The organism is Flavobacterium sp. Root420 (assembly GCF_001427905.1).
In the GTDB taxonomy this organism is placed as follows: domain Bacteria; phylum Bacteroidota; class Bacteroidia; order Flavobacteriales; family Flavobacteriaceae; genus Flavobacterium.
This window is the reverse complement of the sequence record NZ_LMEF01000012.1, coordinates 123,806-145,152: the sequence shown is the minus strand read 5'-3', so window position 1 is coordinate 145,152 and position 21,347 is coordinate 123,806. Positions and strand designations below refer to the sequence as shown.

At 32.7% G+C, this 21,347-nt stretch carries 12 protein-coding genes; 4 read left to right on the top strand and 8 right to left on the bottom strand.

Annotated elements, in window-relative coordinates; translation table 11 throughout:
• Positions 1–110 precede the first annotated feature (110 nt).
• Positions 111–3,476 (bottom strand): transcription-repair coupling factor, encoded by a 3,366-nt coding sequence (mfd, locus tag ASC72_RS08340; RefSeq protein ID WP_056189623.1) that lies wholly within the window; start codon positions 3,474–3,476, stop codon positions 111–113.
• On the bottom strand, positions 3,473–4,072 hold the full coding sequence (locus tag ASC72_RS08335) for a hypothetical protein (protein WP_056190485.1): 600 nt from the start codon (positions 4,070–4,072) through the stop codon (positions 3,473–3,475). Before ASC72_RS08335 ends, mfd begins: the two co-directional genes overlap by 4 nt.
• 344 nt (positions 4,073–4,416) lie before the next feature.
• On the opposite strand from ASC72_RS08335, the gene ASC72_RS08330 reads away from it, so the two are divergent.
• Both ASC72_RS08330 and ASC72_RS08325 read left to right on the top strand, forming a co-directional pair.
• Positions 4,417–5,355 (top strand): L-threonine 3-dehydrogenase, encoded by a 939-nt coding sequence (locus ASC72_RS08330; RefSeq protein ID WP_056189618.1) that lies wholly within the window; start codon positions 4,417–4,419, stop codon positions 5,353–5,355.
• 155 nt (positions 5,356–5,510) lie between these two features.
• Entirely contained in the window at positions 5,511–6,707 is a 1,197-nt protein-coding gene (locus tag ASC72_RS08325) for a DUF418 domain-containing protein (RefSeq protein ID WP_056189614.1), read from the top strand.
• Between the two features lie 83 nt (positions 6,708–6,790).
• Here ASC72_RS08325 and ASC72_RS08320 read toward each other — a convergent pair whose 3' ends face one another.
• Both ASC72_RS08320 and ASC72_RS08315 read right to left on the bottom strand, forming a co-directional pair.
• Entirely contained in the window at positions 6,791–8,671 is a 1,881-nt protein-coding gene (locus ASC72_RS08320) for a M1 family metallopeptidase (RefSeq protein ID WP_056189612.1), read from the bottom strand.
• A gap of 64 nt (positions 8,672–8,735) precedes the next feature.
• A complete protein-coding gene (locus ASC72_RS08315; protein ID WP_056189610.1) occupies positions 8,736–10,370 on the bottom strand; it encodes a S8 family peptidase in 1,635 nt (544 codons plus the stop codon).
• 300 nt (positions 10,371–10,670) lie between these two features.
• On the opposite strand from ASC72_RS08315, the gene ASC72_RS08310 reads away from it, so the two are divergent.
• Entirely contained in the window at positions 10,671–15,080 is a 4,410-nt protein-coding gene (locus tag ASC72_RS08310) for a T9SS type A sorting domain-containing protein (protein WP_056189607.1), read from the top strand.
• 2 nt (positions 15,081–15,082) lie between these two features.
• Positions 15,083–15,778 (top strand): hypothetical protein, encoded by a 696-nt coding sequence (locus tag ASC72_RS08305; protein ID WP_056189604.1) that lies wholly within the window; start codon positions 15,083–15,085, stop codon positions 15,776–15,778.
• Between the two features lie 335 nt (positions 15,779–16,113).
• Here ASC72_RS08305 and ASC72_RS08300 read toward each other — a convergent pair whose 3' ends face one another.
• The 4 genes from ASC72_RS08300 to ASC72_RS08285 all read right to left on the bottom strand — a co-directional run bounded on the left by ASC72_RS08300 (position 16,114) and on the right by ASC72_RS08285 (position 21,083).
• Complete coding sequence (locus ASC72_RS08300) at positions 16,114–17,760, bottom strand: hypothetical protein (protein ID WP_056189601.1); 1,647 nt, start codon at positions 17,758–17,760, stop codon at positions 16,114–16,116.
• Between the two features lie 6 nt (positions 17,761–17,766).
• Positions 17,767–18,900 (bottom strand): hypothetical protein, encoded by a 1,134-nt coding sequence (locus ASC72_RS08295; protein ID WP_056189598.1) that lies wholly within the window; start codon positions 18,898–18,900, stop codon positions 17,767–17,769.
• A gap of 285 nt (positions 18,901–19,185) precedes the next feature.
• Positions 19,186–20,073: an MBL fold metallo-hydrolase gene (locus ASC72_RS08290; protein ID WP_056189595.1), complete on the bottom strand. Its 888-nt coding sequence runs from the start codon at positions 20,071–20,073 to the stop codon at positions 19,186–19,188.
• An 83-nt stretch (positions 20,074–20,156) separates the two neighbouring features.
• Complete coding sequence (locus tag ASC72_RS08285; protein ID WP_056189593.1) at positions 20,157–21,083, bottom strand: hypothetical protein; 927 nt, start codon at positions 21,081–21,083, stop codon at positions 20,157–20,159.
• Between the last annotated feature and the right edge of the window lie 264 nt (positions 21,084–21,347).

The following is a 21,347-nucleotide window of genomic DNA, read 5'->3' as shown; positions in this document are numbered from 1 at the left end:
TTAGCCACAAATTTGCTTCGCCTGTTCGCTGTCGCTCGGGTCACAAATTTACACGAATTTAAATCGCTTGCTTTATAAAGAATTTGTGAAATTCGTGGCAAACTTTTTCTTTACTCTTCAAACAGCTCCATCAATTCCAATGCTCGTTTTATCGACTTCACATTATCAAAAGTCAATAACAAACGTAATCCGTTTACGGTTTGTTTTTCTTTCATTTTACAAAGTGAACTATGTTTTTGTACAAAGGTCAAAACGTTTCTGAACTTCGAAGATTGATAGTAATCGGATTGTTGATCTGAGACGAAATAACCAATCATTTTACCTTGTTTCAAAACTAATTTCTCGATTCCGACTTTCGTGGCGATCCATTTTATTCTGATGCTGTTTAATAAGGCAGTTGCTTGTTTTGGCAACGGTCCAAAACGGTCAATCAGTTTTCTTTCGTATTCCTGTAAACCAGCTTCATCTTTTATGGCACCTAATTCGTTGTATAAAACCAAACGTTCAGAGACATTATTGATGTATTCATCCGGGAATAACAACTCAAAATCGGCATCGATTTGAATGTCTTTTACGTATTCTTTAGTATCGATATTATTTTCTTCCGGATATAAATCTTTGAATTCATTTTCCTTCAATTCTTCGATGGCTTCGTTCATGATTTTTTGGTAGGTATCAAAACCAATTTCGTTAATGAAACCACTTTGTTCTCCGCCTAATAAATCCCCAGCGCCACGAATTTCAAGATCTTTCATGGCGATGTTGAAACCGCTACCGAGTTCGCTGAATTGCTCCAAAGCCTGAATACGTTTTCTGGCATCTTCGGTCATCGATGAATACGGCGGACAGATAAAATAACAGAATGCTTTTTTGTTGCTTCGTCCTACCCGACCACGCATTTGATGCAGATCTGACAATCCGAAATTATTGGCATTGTTGATGAAAATGGTGTTGGCATTTGGCACATCCAAACCACTTTCGATAATTGTGGTTGCCACCAAAACATCAAAATCTCCGTTCATGAAACCTAACATCAATTCTTCGAGTTTGGCGCCTTCCATTTGTCCGTGACCAATTCCGACTCTAGCATTTGGTACCAAACGCTGAATCATTCCGGCTACTTCTTTGATATTTTCGATTCGGTTATTGATAAAGAAAACCTGTCCGTTTCGCTGAATTTCATATGAAATTGCATCTCGAATTATTTCTTCATTAAATCCAACAACATTGGTTTCTATCGGATAACGATTTGGCGGAGGCGTAGTAATCACTGATAAATCACGCGCGGCCATTAATGAAAACTGAAGTGTTCTCGGAATTGGCGTTGCGGTTAATGTCAACGTATCAACATTCGCGGCAATCGTTTTTAATTTATCTTTCACATTTACACCAAACTTTTGTTCCTCATCGACAATCAATAAACCAAGGTCTTTAAAAACTACATTTTTGTTGACCAATTGATGTGTTCCGATGACAATATCCAGTTTTCCTTCGGCTAAATCTTTTAAAGTTTGTGCTTTTTGTTTTGCTGTTCTAAATCGGTTTAAGTAGCCAACTGAAACCGGCATATCTTTCAATCTTTCCGTAAATGTTCTGTAATGTTGGTACGCCAAAATAGTTGTTGGAACCAAAATCGCGACTTGTTTGCTATTATCAACTGCCTTGAAAGCAGCGCGAATCGCAACTTCTGTTTTACCAAAACCAACGTCGCCACAAACCAAACGATCCATTGGGCGATCGCTCTCCATGTCGGCTTTTACTTCTTGTGTTGATTTCGTTTGATCCGGCGTATCTTCATAAATAAACGAACTTTCTAATTCGTTCTGCAAATAACTGTCCGGTGCAAACTGAAACCCTTTTTCTAAACGGCGTTTTGCATACAATTGAATTAAGTTGAAAGCAATATGTTTGACACGTGCTTTGGTTTTTTGTTTTAAAATTTTCCAGGCGTTCGATCCTAATTTATAGATTTTTGGAGGGGTTCCGTCTTTTCCGTTGTATTTGGAAATTTTATGAAGCGAGTGAATGCTTACATACACGATGTCATTATCGGCATAAACCAATTTTATGGCTTCCTGCGTTTTGCCTTCTACCTGAATTTTCTGCAAACCGCCAAACTTTCCAATTCCGTGATCGATATGTGTTACATAATCGCCAACCGAAAGTGCCGTCAATTCTTTAAGCGTAATATTTTGCTTTTTAGAATAACCGTTTTTGATGTTGAATTTATGATAACGCTCAAAAATCTGGTGATCGGTATAGGCCGTAATTTGATTTTCTTCGTCAATAAAACCCTGGTACAAAGGCAATACAATAGTGTGATATTGCTTGCGAATATTCTCTGAATTCGCTTCATCAAGCGATTCGAAGATATCGTGAAAACGTTTTGCCTGTGTTTCATTTGAACAAAACAGATAATTTTTATAGCCGTTAAAATGATTGTCGCTCAAATTATTCAGCAACAAATCAAATTGTTTGTTGAAAGATGGTTGTGGCTGAAAATGAAATTCGAATTTTTTAGTTGTTTTGAAAATTGGTTTTGAAGCCAACTCTACTATCGAAAAATCCAGCGCCCGTTTGATAAACGAACTCTGATTTAAGAATAATTGCTCTGGTGTAGCGTGTTTTATTTCTCCTGAAAGTTTCTCAAAAGCTTCTTCTGCTCTTGCGAATTGTTTGTCTAGCTGACTAAAAAGTCCGTCGGTATTTTGAATAAAAAGAACTGTTTTCTCGGCAATATAATCTAAGAAACTTTCTCGGTTTTCCTGAAAAATCTTGTTTTCGACATTCGGGATAATCGTGATTTTTTTATGGGTTTCTACCGACAATTGAGTTTCAACATCAAAACTTCTGATGCTGTCAACTTCATTTCCGAAGAATTCAATTCGATACGGATGATCGTTTGAAAAAGAAAATACATCGACGATTCCTCCACGAACCGAGAATTCGCCAGGCTCTGTAATAAAATCGACTCTTTTAAATTCATATTCAAACAAAACTTCATTAATAAAATCAATTGAAATTTTGTCATTTAAAGAAACCTTCAAAGTGTTTTTATCCAATTGTTGTCGCGTTACTACTTTCTCAAAAAGAGCTTCGGGATAGGTAACAATTATGGCTGGTTTTTTACGGGAATTGATTCGGTTTAAAACCTCAGCGCGAAGCAAAACATTGGCATTGTCTGTTTCATCAATTTGATACGGACGACGAAATGATGCAGGATAAAACAATACATCCTGCTCACCAATCATTTGTTCGAGATCGTTCAGATAATAAGCGGCTTCTTCTTTATTGTCTAAAATAATCAAAAAAGGTAATTCGGTTTTTTTGAAAACAGCACGTATTATAAATGAAACTGCCGATCCTAACAAACCGCTAAGATGCATTTTTACCTGATTTTGTTCTAGCAATTCTGTGGCAATCTGCTGTGTTTTTGGCAGATTGTCATACGTTGTATATAAGGCGTTTTTACTCAATTTATTGATAAATTTGGATCTTTAACCTGATTCGGAATCGCTCGTGTTGTATCTAACATTCTTAAGAAATCAGCTTCTCCCTCTTCTTTTGGAATCTTATTTTTCTCGACAATTTTATCCATTTGTCTTTCTAATGAAACCAATTCCTTGTTGATTTCTCCAATTAAAAAAGTCACTTTTTCATCTGGAATAGTACTCAAATGAATAAACAAATCCATCATTTTGACTTTAGTAATCAAAATTGAGATTCGGCTTTTTATTTGAGGCAGATTAAATTCTGCAGGAATATTATTGTTCAGTGCAAGTGCTTTTTTTGAAATTGCAGTCGATTTTTTCTGAAATGCACCAATTGTCTTTCTTGGTTTCTCGCCTAGTTCTTCTAGAAAGTCACGCCATTCATTCCATGAAGCTGCATTTTTTTCTGAAACTTCATTAATCGGCTCATCAATAAAAATCCAGGCTTTATTAATATTATTGAAGATTTTTTCATTCTTCTTTGCTTCTTTTGCGTTTTCAGCAAGGCGTCTTTCATCATCATTCTGACATGAATTCAACACAAAGATTAAAAGCAAAAAAAGAGAGATTTTATATTTCATTTGATAAAACATTAAGCTACAAAGTTACAAAGTAAATTTACAATTACGAATTCTGTTTTTTGCCAAAGATTCTATAAATCAAGATTGTTTTTTTCTCTTCTCCCAATAACTTTCAGATAACAAATTAAGGTAATTTCTTTAGGGCTTATCATCACTAAATATGATTTTTAACAAAGACTTTTCAAAGGCACAAAGACACATCTTCATAGGCACAAAGACACACCCTTGAAAAAGAGAATTATCCAACAAACAAACTTTTTAATTATTGAATTTACAATTTATGATTCTAAAAAACGTATGTAATTGCGAAAACGTTATATTTGTATCTCTAAAAAAACTACAAAATGAATCCAAAAATCTTGATCATTGGCGCTTGCGGTCAAATTGGGACAGAATTAACCCAGAAATTGCGTAAGTTGTACGGAACAGAAAATGTAATTGCTTCTGACATCCGAAAATTAAATACTGACGTTGTAAATTCCGGGCCTTTTGAAGTGGTCAATGCTTTAGATTTTAACCAAATCGAACATCTGGTAGAGGTACATCAAATTACCGATATTTATTTAATGGCAGCACTTTTGTCTGCTACAGCCGAAAAAAATCCTGCATTTGCCTGGGATTTGAATATGAACTCCTTATTTCATGTTTTAAATTTAGCAAAAGCAAAAAAAATAAAAAAGATATTCTGGCCATCGAGTATTGCAGTTTTTGGGCCAACAACTCCAAAAGAAAATACCCCTCAATATACCGTTATGGAACCTTCGACAGTTTACGGAATTAGTAAACAAGCCGGAGAAAGATGGTGCGAATACTATCATAATATTTATGGAGTTGATGTTCGAAGCATCCGTTATCCGGGTTTAATAAGCTGGTCTACGCCTCCAGGTGGTGGAACTACAGATTATGCTGTTGATATTTTTTATAAGGCTATTGCCGATAAAAAATACGAATGCTTTTTATCATCAGAAACCAAAATGCCAATGATGTATATGGATGATGCCATTGATGCAACCATCAATATCATGAAAGTGCCTGTAGAACAAATCAAAATACATTCTTCATACAATTTGGCTGCAATGAGTTTTACTCCGACAGAAATTGCTGAAGAAATTAAAAAGCATATTCCGGAATTTGAGATTACTTACAATCCTGATTTCCGTCAGAAAATTGCGGACAGCTGGCCGGCAAGTATTGATGATACTGAGGCAAGAAAAGACTGGAACTGGAAACATACTTTTGATCTTGAAACGATGACAAAAGATATGCTGGAGCATTTAGGATAAACTCCAAAAGGAAAAATATAAGACTCGTTTAATTTTCAGAAATGAATTTTAAACGAGTCTTTTTTTGCCATTTCATTTCCCATACAGCCACTATGATTTTATTATTATTTTCTTACATTTGAAATTGCTTTTGAACCAAAAACCAGTTTAAATCTATGACAAATACATTTCAACCCATTCAGGAAGATAAGAGAACAGCAATAGTTGATATTTTAAGAGGCTGGGCTTTATTGGGAGTCGCAATAGGAAATTATGTTGATTTTCGATATATTGGATTAGAACGTTTTATTCTAAAAAAAGGTATTTTTTCTGAGGTTATAAGCTATTTTAATCTGTACTTTTTTTCAGCCAAATCATGGACATTATTAAGTATTTTATTTGGATATGGATTTGCTGTACTTATTAATAATATAGCTGAAAAAGGCAAAAATCCTGTTTACTTTTTTTGCTGGAGAATGTTTCTTCTATTTGTTTTTGCTTTTATAAATTCTGCTTTTTGGCTGGGCGATATCTTAAAAGATTATGCTTTTTTAGGCTTATTACTTTTATTCTTTTACAAAAGTTCATCCAAAACAATTCTAATAACGTGCGGAATACTTCTTTTAACCGTTCCGTTTCTTACTGCTTATATTCATTCGATAAAACAAACATTACCCGATGTACAATCTACGGCTAAATACTTGAAATTATTTTACTCTGATAACTGGCTCGATGTATTTAAATTTAATTTGCTGGGAACGTATTATCAGGAAATGATTAATCTTGCTTATGCTGTTACAGTACATGTCGTGATGTTTGCTCTTATGCTTTTAGGTTTCTATGCTCAAAAAATCAACTTTTTTAATCGTTTGCCTGAATTTAAAAACCTATTAAAAAAAACTATTATAATAACACTGATTCTGGCAATAATTTCCGGTGTTCTTTTTGAGATTGCCATTAAGCAGAAAGTAACTTTCCCATATTTTCATCCCGTTTTTTGGATCATAATTAACACGATGGTATTCATTTCATCGTCAATATGTTTACTATATACAACCGGAAAACTGAAAACAATTTTTAGCTATTTTAGGGTTAGCGGTAAAATGACATTGACGAATTATATGATGCAAAACATTATTGCTGCTTTTCTGTTTTCAGGAATGGGTTTCAAAATATACAATACCTTACCTTATTGGTTTTATTTTTTCTTAGCAATTTTTGTTTTTATTCTTCAATTATTCTTCAGTAAATGGTGGCTTTCCAAATACAATTATGGCCCAATTGAATGGCTTTGGAGATCTGCCAGTTACTGGAAATTATTTCCTTTTAAGAAAACACAATCTGAGGTTGTTACTGAAATAAAAACAGTATAATCTTGATGCATTAGATAAATTTGAAAAAAAGAAAAAGCCCTTAAAAAAATTAATAAGGGCTTTTTGTATAATGAGTATTTTGCTTATTTTACTTCAAAAACATTGTTCGCAGCTTTTATATCAGCCATTAATCCACTTGGATCAATTGTGATTTTTTTGATTGCTGTTTTGTTTTTGTTGATTGTAAAACTATAGTTTGACTGAGCCCAGGCCCAATCCTCCAAAACAGTTCTTTTTACATTTGGATTTGGATTTGGTTTAATAAAATTCATCATTCTTAACGGAATATAAAAAGTCTCAGAAGTTCCGTCAGTATATTCAACTTTCAAATCGATTGGCATTGGCATTCTACCGATTCTTTCTAATGTTACCATTGTTTTTCCTGCATTATCAACAACGTCTTTTATTCCGTAATCAATAGTATTGGCAGTTTCTGTCCAATCTATTAAATACCAATCCAATTCAGCTCCTGAAACTCTCTCAGCTGTTCTTTTGATATCATTTGGAGTTGGGTGCTTGAATTTAAAATCGTTGTAATATCTTTTTAGGGTAGCATTTAAATTTTCCTGTCCGATTACATAAGACAGCTGCGCTAAAAAGAGACTTCCTTTTATGTAAGATGAAATACTGTACGGTCTGTTTTCATCGTAACGATCACCATGTGTTGTTTGCGGTTGTTCTTTACCAGAATTTACTAATTGGTAATAAGCCGCATAATTTCCTTTAAATGGGTTTTCTTCTTTTTTATCTCCTTTCAATTCATTCAAAGCACTGTCTTCGATGTAAGTTGTAAAACCTTCATCCATCCATGGGTGTTTTGACTCATTTGAAGCCAAAATATGTTGGAACCAGGAGTGTCCTAATTCGTGGGTTGCAGTACCTAAAATTCCTTCAAGTGTACCGCTTCCTAACATTAAAGTACACATTGCGTATTCCATTCCACCATCTCCGCCCTGAATAAATGAATATTGCTTGTACGGATAAGCTCCTACTTTATGGTTGTAATAATCCATCACTTTCACCATTAAAGGCTCCAATTGTTTCCAGTTTCCAGTTGTTTTCGGATCATTTTTGTAGAAGAAATGCAAATCAACATCATTTGGTCCTTTTACAATATCGTGTGTATATTGTTTATCAGCAGCCCATGTAAAATCGTGAACATTTGGTGCGATAAAATGCCAGGTCAAAGTTTTTGCTTTTTTCGGATAAACAACAGTTATACCAGCATCTTCATAACCATGACCAATTGTATTTTTGTCCTGTAAATATCCTGAACCACCAATTGTATATTCTTTGTCAATTGTGATTTTTACATCAAAATCTCCCCAAACTCCGTGAAATTCTCTTGCGATATATGGATCTGCATGCCAACCTTCAAAATCAAATTCGGCTAATTTAGGATACCATTGTGACATCGATAATTCGACACCTTCTTTATTATTACGTCCTGAACGACGAATCTGAACCGGAACCTGACCTTCAAAATCTAATGTAAAAGTTGTTTTAGAATTAGGTAAAATTGGTTTAGCCAAAGTCACTTCTAAAATTGTACTTGAAGTTCTGGTTTGCGCTGTTACGCCATCTTGTTTGAAATTTGTAATTTTTAAAAATCCAGTTTCGTTTGGTTTTAAAGTTTCGATGCGGCTTTGTTTTACTTCTTTGCCGTCAGCATCTTTAATTTTGTTTACCATCCTTGCATCAGGATCTTTTATCGAATGCAAACGTGCATCCATCTCGCTTCCTGGCTGAAAAGCATTTGGATATAAATGGTAAAACACTTTTCTTAAAGTATCGGGCGAATTATTTGTATAGACCAATTCTTGTTTTCCTTTGTACAGATAATTTTTGACATCCATAGAAACCTCCATTTTATAATCGACATGTTGTTGCCAATAGGGAGCGTTTTGTGCAAATGCTGAGTTTAAACCAAAACTCAAAAAGGATAATAGTATAATTTTTCGCATCATTGTTTTAATAAAAATGGAAGAGTTGCCACTCTTCCATCGTGATTAGTGTTTTTATATTTTTTTATTTCTTCGACATTTTTTCAGCTATCAACAACGCGTTATAAGCGTTTACCATTTTAGCTGTTTTTGATGATTCAGCTGATGAAACCGCTATTGGTGCTACATCTGGATTTGGATTTTCTCCTAAAACTACTTGTGGAGGAAGTGCCACTCCTGAATCCATCAAAATTTGTTTTACCTGAGAAGCTTTCAATTTTGGATAATAAGAACGAATTAACGTAGCAACTCCGGCAGCATTTGGTGATGCCATTGATGTTCCTTGCAAATATTTGTATTTATTGTTCGGAACCGTTGCATAAATTTCTTCACCCGGAGCAAAAACATCTACATTTATTTTTCCGAAATTTGAGAATGGAGCTATTACATTTTCTCCGTACGTTTTATTAATTGCACCAATTGTAATTACATTGTCTGTAAACTCTTTTACATTGTCTTCAGAATCATTTGGATAATTAATGTTTTTGGTTTCATCAATATTATATCCGTCGTTACCTGCAGCATGAACAATTAAAACATCTTTTTTCTTTGCATATTTTAAAGCTTCATAAACCCATTGCTTGTGTGGAGAAAAGCTTTTTCCGAAACTTCCGTTAATTACTTTTGCGCCATTATCTACAGCATAGCGAATTGCCAATGCAATATCTTTATCATATTCATCTCCGTCCGGCACAGCTCTAACAGTTAAAATCTCAACATTATTAGCAATTCCATCCCCACCTAAATTGTTACCGCGAACTTGTGCAATAATTCCGGCAACGTGAGTTCCGTGGAGTGCTTCTTCTTTATCGGGACCAAAAACCACATTATTTCCGTAATGATCATTTTTGATGTCTTCAGGGTTATCGCCTACGATTTTTCTTCCGTCAAATTCTTTGTTTAAATTGTAATCTAACTGATCATAAACCTGTTTTCTATAATCTTTCAATTCTGCTTCAGGATCAAATGTTGGACCTGCATTAGTGAAAATTTGGGTCATGATCATTTTACTTTGCGAAACTTTTGAATCGGTTGAAGTAATCGTGCTTAAATCTTCAAGCTTATAGGTTGTTTTATTTAATGCCTTTTTAATAGTATTGTGAACATCTAATAAAAAATCTACTTGCTGTTTGTCTTTTAAAGCTTTTTCGTATTTCTCCGTATATTGTGCCAAAGCGTTTTTATACTCGGCAGAACCGTCGTCTCCTTTTTTAATGACACGTGTCATTTCAAGATTTTCATGCACGGCATCACCCAGGAAATTCCATCCGTGAATGTCATCAATAAAACCGTTTTTATCATCATCGATTCCGTTTCCTGCAATTTCTTTTGGATTTGTCCAGATCATTCCTTTCAGGTCTTCGTGTTCGATATCAACACCGGAATCAACAATACCAACGATTACTTTTACGCCGGTTTTTCCTTGTAATAATTCGGCGTAAGCCTTATCAACACTCATACCGGCAATAGTATCTTTTAGCAGATCAAGATGACTCCATCTTTTCAATTCATTTTCTGTAACCAGAGCTTTTTTTACAATAGCAAAAGGTGCAGTAATCGCTGCTTTAGGAGTTGACACCTGTGCTTGTAAGGTTACACTACAACCTGCTAAAACAAGTAATGCAAAAGCAGATAAACTATTTAGTTTTATATGACTCATGTATATAATTATGATAAAAGTTAAAATATGGGCCTAAATTATGATTTTTTGTTACAAAATACTAACCATTAACACTGTCTTATGAATATTTTGATTGCAATTTAAGAAATCGTCGAATATTGACAAGTACCTTTCCTATAATCACTTACTTCTATTTCGTACGAAAAATTACAGCAAAAATTATTTTTATTTTTCTGCTTCTATATAAAAGTAAAGAAATAACACAGCCTTTACGTCTTCCCGTAAGGAAAGTTAGTTTAAAACCTGTACACTTGCGCGACCGAATCATAAACTTATTCTATGAAAACAAAACTACTCTTATTGATTTTATTGGCAAATTTTTCTATTTATGCGCAAACTAGTTTAGTTCCGAATCCAAATTTTGAAAACTGGACGAACACTACAACAGCTGAAAATTGGACAAGTCAAAATAGTATCGCAAGATACTGGAATGGTCCTAACTCTGTAAATGTTTATAGTGCAGAACTAACATTAGTGAATGCTACTTTGCCCCCAAAGATCACTGCTCTTGTTCCACTGAAAGCTGGGGTAACCTATACAGTAAAATTTGATTACAAGTATGTAAGTGACAACTATAGTGGCGATCATCCTATTGCATTAAAAATATCACAAAACGGAAGTGCCAGTTCTATCTCTAGCAGTACTTTTGCAACAAATAATGCATGGACTGAAAAAGAAACAACTTTTACAGCAGATTCAGACATGTCGTATGAATTATCCATTTCTACCTTCAGTTTTGACAATAAACCTTTTAAAGTTTTAATTGATCACGTTGAAGTTTACGTTCAGGGTACAGAACAATACACACTAATTCCTGATTTGAATTTTGAAAAAAAACTTATTAGCTTAGGAATTGATTCAGGTACCCCGGATGGAAAAGTATTAACTAACAATGTGAATACGATAAGATCTTTAAATATTGGCGATAGTTACATTGTAGATCTTACCGGAATTCAAGATTTTACAGAGTTAACTTCATTAGGCGTATATTGGAATAAGCTTACAACTTTAAATGTTTCTAAAAACACTAAGTTAAAGTCGCTAAGCTGTGGCCAAAATTTTAATCTTGGTACTCTGGATCTCTCAAATAATCCAGAATTAACAAATTTAGATTGTTATGGTACCGGCTTAACAAATTTAGATCTTTCTAAAAATTTACTTTTAACTTCTTTAGATTGTAATAATAACAAACTAACGACTCTTGACGTTTCTAAATTAGTTAATTTACAAAATTTAGTTTGTTCTTCAAATCTCCTCACTACATTAGATACTTCAAACAATCCTGAATTATCAAAAATTGATTTCTATTCTAACAAAATTGCTAGTTTTGATGCTTCAAAACACCCAAAATTAACATCTTTAAGATGTGATGGAAACCCTATAGAAACATTAGACCTTTCTACAAATAAAGCTTTAACTACATTGAGCTGTTCAAGCACCAAGATTACCTCTTTAGATCTTTCTAAAAATACTTTGCTTACAAGTGTACAGTGCAACAATAATAATTCTTTAAAGCAATTGAACTTAAAAAACGGGCAAAACAGCATTATCACGGTAATAAATCTAAAAAGCATCGGTAACTTAAGCTGTATACTTGTTGATAACGTATCAGATGCTACTACAAAATGGGCCACTTTTAAAGATGCTACTACTAATTTTTCTGAGACTGTATGCGAAGAACCAAAATACACCTTAATACCAGACCCAAATTTTGAGAAGCATTTAGTTGCCATAGGAGTTGATGGTACAATAGATGGAAAAGTTATTACAAGTAAAATTGCTACTATTACCAGCGTATCATTATATACAGGCAGCTCTGATCCTCAAATTAGCACTCTGACTGGTATTGAAGATTTTGCTGCACTTGAAGAATTATCATTACCTCCAAACAGCAGATCTTTAATAAAAAACCTGGATCTTTCAAAAAACACAAAAATTAAAAAATTAAATTGTACAAGTGGAGTTTTAGAAACTTTAAACATTTCTAGTTGTTTGGCATTAATAGATTTAAGCCTGTCTTCAAATAATTTAACTTCTTTAGATCTTTCTAACAATACCGCTTTAACAAGTGTAAATTTAAGCGGAAATAAACTTACTTCTTTAGACCTGTCACAAAATACAAACATTACAGGATTGAACTGCTCTTTTAATCAGCTTACAACTTTAAATGTTTCTAAAAATTTAATGTTAACTAAATTAGAATTAGTTGGTAATAAAATTGCTTCTTTAGATGTTTCCAGTAATTTAAATTTAACAGATTTAACCTGTAATCAGAATTGGTTAACAAGTCTGAATATTTCTAAAAACATTGCTTTAACTACGTTAAAATGTAATAATAATAGTTTAGCTTCTTTGGATATTTCTAATTCGCCTAACTTAAAAAGCGTTATAGCTTCCAGAAACAGTCTTACTGCGTTTAATACGTCAAAAAATCCTGAATTAACAACAATTGATTTTGGATATAATAAAGTTACAAGCTTTGACGCTTCAGTCAATGCAAAATTAATCACTTTGAGTTGTTATGAGAATGCTTTAAAAACTTTAGACGTTTCAAAAAATCAAGCTTTAACTACTTTAGATTGTGGAAAAAATCAGTTTGCTTCTTTTGATCTTTCTAAAAACTATTTGATTACAACATTAAAATGTGCAGATTCGGATTATTTAACAGATTTAAATTTAAAAAACGGGAAAAACACATTGCTAGTAACTGCAGATTTAAGTTTTCTTAAAAATCCAATTTTGAATTGTATAGTTGTTGATGACGAAAATTACTCTAAAGCAAATTGGACTACAAAAAAAGACGCATCTGCTACATTTTCTATAAGCGCTTGTGCTGAACCAACTTATACCTTGATTCCTGACCCTAATTTTGAAGATCTTTTAATTGCAAGCCAAATTGATAAAGATGGTAAAAATGGAAAAATAAGGACTGGGAGTATTTCGAACCTGACTTCTTTAAGCGTTTATGCGCCAACAGCGAAAATTGCAGACTTAACAGGTATACAGGATTTCATAGCATTAGAGTCGCTTAACTGTGCTTATAATGCAATTACGACATTGGATCTTTCTAAAAATTTAAGTTTAAAAACACTAAGATGTTCTGATAACAAATTAGTCTCGTTAAACATAACAAAAAATTCAAATCTACAATCTTTAGATTGTTCTACAAATGAGATAACAGCATTGGATATTTCACAAAATATAGCATTAAACAGTGCATCTCTTTATAGAAATAAACTAGCCGTTTTAGATATTTCGAAAAACACAGCTTTAACGAAACTTTTAATTTCTAACAATTTATTAGCCACTATAGATGTATCTCAAAATACAGTATTAAAAGATTTTGATGTATCTTTTAATAAATTGACAACAATAGATGTTTCAAAAAATGCAGCATTGACTGATTTAAACGTTTCACTTAATCAATTAACAACTATTGATGTTTCAAAAAATACAAATCTAGTTAGCTTGGTAAGTACTAATAATCAGTTAACAAGTTTAGATGTTTCGAAAAACACAAACCTTACTTCTTTAAGTATTAATTATAATAAAGTGAACACGCTAGATTTATCATCAAACGTAGCATTAACATCTTTGCTGGCAGTTTCGAATAATTTAACAAGTTTAAATATTTCTAACAATAAATTATTGAACACATTGGAAGTATCATCTAACAAAATATCAAGTTTGGATGTTTCTAAAAATGCTGCTTTAAAAATTCTAAGAATATCTGAAAATACTTTAAATACACTTGATGTATCACAAAACCCAGCTTTAACATTCTTAAGTGTAACTAGTAACCAATTAACAAGCCTGAATTTAAGAAATGGTAAAAACACATTGATAAAGAACGGAAATATCACGCTTTATACAAATCCAAAATTATATTGTGTTCTTGTTGATGACATTGCATATTCTAATACCAATTGGTCAAATAGCAAAGATGCGTATGTAACTTACAACACAGAATGCACCGGAGAATTAACTTTACCGGCAAACAATTTTGCTATAGAAACCAAAGGCGAGTCTTGCCTTGGTGAAAACAATGGAGAAATAAGTATTGTAGCCAAAACAGCATTTGACTATGTTGCCACCGTTAATGACAAGCCTTATACTTTTACAAACAATAGTTTAAAAGTTACTTTAGCTCCGGGTGTTTACAAAATCAAGATTACTATTCCTAATATGATTTTCGAGCAAAACTTCAATGTAACAATTGCAAAAGGAGCTACAATTGCTGGAAAATCTAGTATTACATCTAAAAAAGTAGATATCGAAATTACTGAAGGAACTGCGCCTTTTACAGTTTTTGTTGACGGAGCAGAACAGTTTCAAACAACAGATTCTAATTTCTCATTAGAACTTAGCGAAGGAGGATTAATCGAAGTTGCAACTGCAAAAGCTTGTGAAGGAGTTTATGCTAAAAAGGTTAAAACAACAGAGATCTTAGGAACAATTCTTTCTGCTTATCCGAATCCAACTAGTGGAAGCTTTGAGATTGAAATACCAACTGACAAAAATGAAGTTGTAATTGAATTATACAATTTTGGAGGTCAATTAGTTTCAAGCAAAACCTATACTATCGAAAATGGAACTGCAAAATTAAATCTTGAAAATCAACCATCAGGAATTTATGCAGCCAAAATCTATTTAGAAACTCCAGAACACATTAAAATCATAAAAAAATAAAGATGAAGAATTTTATATACCTATCAATCATTGGTTTACTATTTTCAGCCTGCGGAAGCGGTGGCGACGACGATCCTGTTGCCCCGGTAAACACTGCTCCAACCGTACCTGTATTAGCAAGTCCGACAGATAATAAATTATGTTTAGACAATACTGTTGTTTTTCAATGGAACCAGGCCACTGATACCGAAAAAGACGCTGTTGTTTATCAAATTCAGGTTGCAAAAGATAATGGGTTTACTCAAATTGTATCCACTCTTGACGGAACATCCAGCCTTACCAATACTGCTACGTTAGATAAAAATACTGCCTATTATTGGAGAGTAAAAGCAACAGATGCTAAAGGTTTGGCAAGTGCTTATACAGCAACTTATAAATTTTATACTGCTGGTGTAGCTGTGGTAAATCATTTGCCTTTTTCACCAACGATAGGATTACCAGCAATAAACAGTGTAATAAATACTGCAACAGCAACACTAAGTTGGACAGCATCTGATGTTGATACTGTCGATATACTTACTTATGATGTTTATTTTGGAACAACCAATCCGCCAACTGCAAAAATTGGCGATAACATCTCGGCACTTACGGTCACTACCGCTGTTGAACCTACAAAACAATATTACTGGAGTGTTGTTGTAAAAGACAATAAAGGAGGAGAAACTATTGGTCAGGTTTGGAAGTTTAAGACCAATTAGAATTTAAAAATTACAATTTAGTTACAATAAAAAATCCCATTTCATTCAGTTGAAAATGGGATTTTTTTTATATTTTCCAAACCCTACAAAATAAAAGATTTCATATCGACTTTTAACCTCGGCACAAAATACGATTTACCTCTTGATTTCTACATTAAATGTTCCTTGGTTTATAATTTTGATAACAAACCTAAAGGCGGTACTCCAAAAAACAATTATGTTTTTTGGACAACAGGTGAGTCGAAATTAGAATTATTACGATCTCTTCTAATTTAAACACATAAAAAAGGGCCGTCTAAATGACAGCCCTTTCTTAAAATATTTCTGAAACAGAATTATGAGTTACCACATAATTTAGTATAATCATCAAACATTTTGATATACGTTTCTTTGTTTTCAAAGTCATAAGCACCTTTATCAATGCTTTCGATCATTTGTGGACAATCAGAAAAATATTCTCTTAATGCTTTTCTTCTTCCAAGGAAAACCGGTGGACTAAAGAATTCATCCTGAGCTGGTTTTTTCAAAGAATAATCATCCTGTGGAAAGAATTCATGATACAATGAAACTTTACCTCCTTTTTTAACTTCTTCGAACAATGAATATCTTTTTGTATTGGTTTCCACTTTATCACCTAATGATACTAGAGGCACTCCTCTTCCAGCTTTACCTACAATGTACATTCTGCCTTCATTATCTTTAATGTTAACAACCTTTTTCAAATTTGTTTTCTCAGGTTTTTTCTGTCCGTCAATATAGATTCTAACACTGCTTTTTTCTGAACCAATACCGTCCATCATAGCTCTAAAACCAGACACTGTTTGTTCTGTTCTCAAATCTACCAATTCTGGAAAATCACTGATAATTCTAACTTTACCTTTAAAAACTTTTGCATCTACGTCTAAAACTTCACCGTCAAACTCAGCATATTTAAACGCATTAGGTGATTTTTTGTAAGCAGCCAAAACTGGCTCTGCCTGAATAGCTTCAATTGTAAATGCTTTTTCAGTAATCTTTTTATATTTATCAATATCTTCGATTACACGTGTTAAGTAAGGATAATCATCTCTCATACCTAAAAAGCTTTTTTCATTTTCTTTTACTCCAAGCATATATTTATTTGCCTCATCAACATTTCCTAAAAGAATATAAGTAGCAACTAGATTATAGTTGGCACTAAATCTTATTTTTTTAGCTAAATCTTCATCTTCTTTATCTTGAAAGTTCACATATTCTAACCAATATTTTTGTGCTTCTCCAAATAAATCTGCCCAATTTTCTCTGTCTACATCAACTAAAGTTGGCAAAACCTGAACAGATTGATTGAACTCGTCTACATTAAAAGTAGATTTTGATTTTTTCTTCTTTTCAAGATCAACATATTTTAATTTGTTAATCGCCGGACCGTACAAATAGAATCCTTCAAACTCAGCAATCATCGCATTAAAATTATCACTTAATATTTTAAAGGCTAAATTGTCATAAGTATCTGATGGATTTGTAACAAACATACATACTTTAGGAGTAGTATATCTTTTGTAAATTACCTTTCCTGATTTATCTGAGATTTCTAAATTAGACTCTAAACCAATATAATAAGCCGGTGCTTTTTGGTAATAAGTTTCTAAATAATCCTCGTCGTGTATTAGCTCATAACGAGTTAAATTGTATTTGATTTTAAAATCTCCATCGTTAGATTTTTTTAAACCTGAGATTGCAAAGCTTTCATTGAATTTTTCTGCAGAAAAAGGTAGTTTTCTAAGATTAAAACTGCTTTCTAAACCTGGAGACAGGTCTAAAACCATTTGGTATGATTTATACTTTCCGTACTTAGTGTCTACTGGTGGAACAGGTCCACGTAAATTTAATCTGTTTGTAACGGCAGTCGTCTTACCAAAAGCCATTGAAGTCATCTGACCACAAACAGTTTGATTTATACCAGTAAGTACCAGTAATAAAATAATTTTTGTAATGTTTTTCATGTATTTCTATTTAAGGGCTGGGTTATGTGTGGTATTTAATTTCGACGCTTTAAAACTTGCAATTAATTTATTAGCTTTTTCGATTAAACCTTTTCCGTCGCTTTTATCATAATCATTAGCAATTAATTTTTCAGATTCAGCAATCGCTTTCTCTGGCTGATCTAACATTATATAAATCACAGCCAAATTATAGTAAGCAGAATATCTCAATTTACGAGAAGGTTTGTTGTCTTCCGGATATTTCGTTTTCAAAGAATCAAAATATTCAATTAAAGGCTGCATGTTTGATTTTAAATCATCTATTGGCTCATCAGCCTTCATAGTAGCAAACAAAGCCTTAACTGCTTGTATTGCTTCAATTTGAGCATTTCCTTCATCGCTTTTAGCATCCAAAATCCAAAGAATCTCGTTATCATTTTTAGGCTTAAATCCGTAAGTATAATTGATATTCGAATTAAAACTATTTAATGAATTGTCTGCAAATTCTCTAAGTTTTTGGTCACGGATCGCACCTCTGTTTAGACGAAATTCCTTCATTGGTGCAGAAGGATCTGTATACTCTTTTGACTTATACTCTAATGTTCCGTTAAAACTAATGTTATAACCATCAGTAACAGCTGTAGTATCTTTTTTAACAATAGCGTTTTTCAAAAATCTATTGGTTGGTGCAGCAGCTTGTATCGTTTTTTCTGCCTGAACTTTTGCATCTGTTTCGGTTGGTGTATGTGGCCCTTTTATTTTAGCATAACCTCTGGCAGCATACGTTGATGTAACAGAATAGTATTCTGTTCTGCTGGTCACTCGTCCGTCTTTGTCTTTCTTTTCATCAACTCTGGTTTGAGGAGAAGCACCACTTTCGACAAAATCTTCTAAATTAAGTTCAATGTCAACTGTCCCATTTTCCTCTACTTTTTTCCAGCCAAATATATTAATCTTGTCATTTAGACTGATTGGATCTATGTAGCTTTGTAAAGCTCCACCTAATCTTACTCTCGAAGAAAAAGTTCTTTTTTCGAAAGACACTGGCTCTTTTGGAAGAATTTGATAACTGACGTTAAAGTAAAAACGATCCAAATCTACTTTCTGGGCTTTGGAGCTAAAAATAGACATGAATAAAATAAAAGTAATGATTTTTTTCATAGGTTAATTATTAATAATTTTGAGCTACAAACCTATTTATAATATTTTAAAAAAGCAACTTTAAAACCCTGTAAAAGAATGAAGTTCGCATTAATTTTACACAATCCTAAAGCGTAATCAATCAGACAGTTATAAAAATTTATTTATTACAAATTTTAGTAGAAATTAACCTAAATAATCCTGTTAATGCATTGATGAAGTACAGATTTTACTTAAATAAAAAACAGGGCTTTTCTTCTTTAAAAACCTAAAAAAAACCCTACAATTATTTAACTCTAAAAAAATTTAGAAAATATCTTCACAAGTGAAGACCTCTTTTAATCGAACACCTTTTTCAGTATGTTCTACAGTTATGATTTGGTTATGAGCATCGTGCTCCAGAAATAAATAATAATTTTGATCAGCGGCGGCGTTTAGTAATTTTGACTTTTCAGGCATGGTCAATAAAGGTCGGGTGTCATAACCCATTACATATGGAAGCGGAATATGCCCGGCTGTCGCCAATAAATCGGCACAAAAAACAATCGTTTTATCGTTATATTGAATATGCGGAATCATCTGTTTTTCGGTATGGCCATCAACATAAAAAATTCCGAAATTCATTTCTTCAGAAAATGCTACGCCAGTTCGTCCTTCGTCCTCGGGTCCAAAATCAACATCAGGGCGTTTTATAAAATTCAATTGCCCACTTTCCTGCATCGGTAAAATATTTTCGGATAAAAAAGAAGCTTTTTCCCTTAGATTTGGTTTGGTTGCCCATTCCCAATGATTTTCATTTGTCCAATATGTAGCATTTTTAAACGCAGGCTCATATCCGGTTTTATCAGCATTCCATTGTACACTTCCGCCACAATGGTCAAAGTGTAAATGTGTCATAAAAACATCGGTAATATCATCTCGCTGAAAACCATATTTTGCGAGCGATTTATCAATCGAATGTGATCCCCAAAGCGAGTAATAACCAAAAAATTTCTCTGATTGTTTGTCTCCCATTCCCGTATCAATCAAAATCAGGCGATTTTGATCTTCAATAAGCAAACAACGTGCTGCAATATCAATTAAATTGTTCGCATCGGCCGGATTGGTTTTATTCCAAATTGTTTTAGGAACAACACCAAACATAGCACCTCCGTCTAATTTAAAATTTCCGGATTCTATTGGGTAAAGTTTCATGAGAGTAAATTTCTTATAGAACAAATCTAGGAAATCCAATTTCCTTATACTAGAAATTTTTCCCTAAAATCTTTACAAGAGTTTTATTCCAGTGTAATCGAAGTGTTTCCGAAAATTTCCTGTTTGTCGAAGAAGTTGACAAAATAAGTTCCCTTTGGAAAATGACTTTCATCACAATTCAGAATTCCATATACATTTGCTGGTTTTCCCTGGAAATCAACTGTTACTATAAAACTGTAAACTAAAGCTTTATCATTTCCAAATTCGATTAGTTTATTTTCTCCTAAAACATTATTTTTTTGATCCAAAACCTGAACATAAAAAATTCTTTTTCCAGTTTTTGCAATCGAATTTCCATTTATGGTAAAACTTACTTTGAGCTTTTGAGCATTTTTGGCTCTATCTGTTTCCAGTTCTTTTCCGGATTTTTTCTCAAGAAGTGCCACCGCCTTAAAATTATTCATTGTTAGTTTTGAAGCATCTTTTAAAGTTGATTCCAACTTTTTTTGTTTAGAAACTAAAGTGTCATTTTCAGCCTTTTGTTGATACATAACCACATTTTGATTCTCAATTTCAGTTAATAAATTTTTATTTTGAGACTTTAGTTTTTTAACTTCCACAACATTGGAAGTTAGTGAAAGCCTCAGGTCAGAAAGTTGCTTGCGATACAACACTATTTGTTCTGTCGAAGGATCCTGTGATGCTCTGATGATTTCCATCAGATTTTCAACATTTCTTTTCTCAATTTCTAATTGCTGCGATAATGATGTCTTCTCTAAAATTGCAACATCATAGGCCAATTTTAGAATATTTAAAGAATCTAGTATATCTTTTTGAGCGAGTTCGCGCTCACTTAGTATTGTATTTTGTTTTTTATCTGTTATATTTTTAGACAAATTAAAATCAAGACCTGACTCTTTACTAAAAATATAAAATGTAGCACCTAATCCAAAAACAAATAATAGTGCAAAAAGTGTTTTTACCCACCCGTTTTTATAATGTTTTTTCATAATTACTCCTAATTTTACGCAAAAATACTACAATTTTATTAGCTGAAATACGTATAAATACGGTATTTTAACTTAAAACAAACATTATTACTAAATTTCAAATAAAAATAAGAACTCATTTCAAATGCTTAAAAAAATAAGTTTTGTTTATAGTAAAATAGATTTTTATAAAACAAAATAACTTCTATCTATTTTAACATTTGTTATAATAATGTGAACCGTTATGGAAAAAGGTTTTTAAGTCGTATCTTTGCAGACAATTTC